The sequence below is a fragment of the Pseudoduganella namucuonensis genome, assembly GCF_900116645.1.
Taxonomy (GTDB): Bacteria; Pseudomonadota; Gammaproteobacteria; order Burkholderiales; family Burkholderiaceae_D; genus Rugamonas; species Rugamonas namucuonensis.
Genome location: NZ_FPBO01000095.1, coordinates 1 through 2669 on the forward strand (window position 1 = coordinate 1; position 2669 = coordinate 2669).

Consider the following 2669-nt stretch of genomic DNA (forward strand, 5'->3'; position numbering starts at 1 on the left):
CCCCGTTGGGGGTGAAATGGGTGGGTGATTTCAACTGTTATGGGCGTGCAGTCGTCGCCATGGCAAGCAGTTGCTGACAGACGATAACGGCATGGCCGAGAGCTTTGTGAACACGTTTAAGCGCGATTACGTCAGCCGCATGGACCGCAGCAGCGCCGAGATCGTGCTGCGGCAGATGCCTGCAGCGTTTAAGCACTTTAACGAGATCATCCGCATTCGTCCTTGCGCTACAAATCGCCAAGCATGTTTCGGGAAGAGCTAATGCGCCGAGCTCAGATCGGCGCTAATTAAGCGATAGGCTGTGTCCGGAAATGCCGGGGCAAGATCAGCGTAACCTGAGCAGATTCTGCTGGGTCATTACAGTACTGCGTCGGCGTCTGCCGTGTTGAACTTCACTCTCCAAGATAGTCCCCACCAAATTTTAGTGGAGACTATCTTGGCGACTGGTGCTATTCAGTGTCTAGACGGTGCAGGCTTTGCGCTTACTATCGATGTGAAGTCCTTCACGAAACAGATCAGGGACCGGCAAGGCATGTTCAGGCGAACCAAGGATGGCACACCGCGTGCGCCGATGAAGAACCGGGTGTACGACGACACCTTGGTGCTGGCTGGCGGCGCAAGCGGACCGTGGACATCGCATGACCTGCGCCGCACCGGTGCCACCATGATGCAGCGATTGGGGGTCCAAATTGAAGTCATCGATCGCTGCCAGAACCACGTACTGGGGGGCAGTAAAGTGCGGCGGCATTACCTGCACCACGACTACGCGGACGAGAAACGGGAAGCATGGCGTCTATCGGGAGAGCACCTATTAATGCTCCTAGACTCACACGCCAAAGAATCCCCAGTGGGCTTGCCGATCGAACTATAGAGAGAAAAAGGTTATAATTTTTTGAAAGTACAGCCAAAGGTACCGCCAAAACAAAAAGTGCTAGGGACTTGCGATTTTTAGTATGTCGCGCTCCGTCTTAACCTTCGCCAGTTCACGCCGCATGCGTTCATACTCCTGGCCAGAAACCTTCTCTCCGCCGCCCACTTGTCCGTCAACATTGGCTTCTCTGCACCAGCACCCCAACAAATTTGCGGCAACGCCGAGGTCGCGGGCGATACCGGCCTTACTTGCACCAGGCTGGCCTACCAGCTTGACTGCCTCGCGCTTAAACTCTTCAGAAAACAAACGTCGTTCACGTGCCATGTAATACCTCCGATAGTGACATCCACCCTATCGAAAGGGTCCGTCATGCTAGGGGAAGGCCAAACCGCATTTGCAAACAAAAGCATAGGCAGCACGCCCACCATCTTTTAAGCCCGCCTCTGCCGTTCATTCGCCACATCCTTTATCGATGCGCGCTCTATCGGAAACCGTCGTCCCGCTATCGCCCGGTCTTTGAATTTCTGTCCGGTCTTGATATTCAGGCCTCAGTCAACGTCCCAAAGTTTTACCGATCTATCGAGCGACAGTACTCTGACCGGGACAATTCAGCTCAAACTTGATATATCGCAAAGTTTGCCACTTCCGTAGGCGCTAAGATTTCCTCACTAACATTGCCATTTCGCAACAATCATACATCAATCTCCGCTCTGTCACTATGCGGGGCTTCGGTTACGATAGCTGCGATTTAACCGGACAACTGATGAACTACGCGCAACTCACTCCCGGAGAACGCTTTTCGCCTACGCGCGCATTCGGCTACTACAGCCAGCGCCTTGTCACACAGCCGTCGTTGCGCCGCGCCATAGTGCGCACTCTGGCAGGTTTCCTTCGCCTCAGCGGCCGAGACACGCTGGTCATCAAGCATCATCAGAAACAGCAGCTTAACGCGCTCAACGAGAATGGTTTCGTTCACCTTGGGCAAGTACTTAGTGCCGGCCAGTGCGAAGAGATTCGCGTTCACATGCAAGACAAAACGCTGACCGTGCGCGCAAACAGACATCGCCACTTCACGCTGGCATCTATACCGCATGATGTGTCGATGGCTGACTATCAACTGGAAGACATTGTCAATTGTCCCCACATCCTCTCACTGGCCAACAGTCCAACCTTGCTGGCGCTGGCAGCTAATTACATTGGATGCCTGCCGACCCTTTCCGCGTTGTCATTGCGCTGGTCCATGCCCTCCGACCGCGCAAGTAACAACCTGCAGGGTTTCCATCGTGATGCGGACGACTGGCGCTATCTTAAAGTACTGGTCTATCTGACTGACGTGGGACTTGGCGAAGGTCCGCACATTTACGTGTTGAAGACTCACAAAATGCAAGGCTCGGTCAAGTTGCGAGCCTACAGCGATGAATTCGTCGGCAGGCAATTTGGATCCGAACGCGCGTTGATTGTGACGGGACAAGCAGGGACAGGATTCGCCGTCGATACCTCCGGCATTCACAAGGGTGTCGTTCCGAACGAGACGCCACGGCTCTTACTGCAAATTCAATACTCGCTACTCCCCGCGTATTTTTATGAGTACGCGCCTTTACCGTATCACGGCCCGCTAAAGCTAAACCGCCACGTGAACCGCCTGATCGTCAGAAATTGAGGCGGACGATTGCAGCATGAGACCGGGATCGGGGAACCATCTCCATGAATCGCCACGGATTTTTTAGACACCCTTGAGCCTCTGAAAATACCGCTTCTCGTACTCAACTGGAGAAAGCCGCTCATTACCTCCATGACG

General features: G+C 54.0%; 3 protein-coding genes and 1 pseudogene. 3 read left to right on the forward strand and 1 reads right to left on the reverse strand.

What is annotated here, in order from left to right; all coding sequences use genetic code 11:
* Positions 1 to 85 precede the first annotated feature (85 nt).
* Positions 86 to 291, forward strand: a pseudogene (locus tag BM436_RS35815) (integrase core domain-containing protein); the annotation flags it as partial.
* A gap of 145 nt (positions 292 to 436) precedes the next feature.
* Positions 437 to 871, forward strand: coding sequence for a site-specific integrase (locus tag BM436_RS35820; RefSeq protein ID WP_143133526.1), 435 nt, complete (start codon positions 437 to 439; stop codon positions 869 to 871).
* Between the two features lie 60 nt (positions 872 to 931).
* Here BM436_RS35820 and BM436_RS35825 read toward each other — a convergent pair whose 3' ends face one another.
* Complete coding sequence (locus BM436_RS35825; RefSeq protein ID WP_093561678.1) at positions 932 to 1195, reverse strand: transposase; 264 nt, start codon at positions 1193 to 1195, stop codon at positions 932 to 934.
* A gap of 439 nt (positions 1196 to 1634) precedes the next feature.
* Here BM436_RS35825 and BM436_RS36865 point away from each other — a divergent pair, with 439 nt between their 5' ends.
* Complete coding sequence (locus BM436_RS36865; RefSeq protein ID WP_143133527.1) at positions 1635 to 2531, forward strand: phytanoyl-CoA dioxygenase family protein; 897 nt, start codon at positions 1635 to 1637, stop codon at positions 2529 to 2531.
* Positions 2532 to 2669 lie beyond the last annotated feature (138 nt).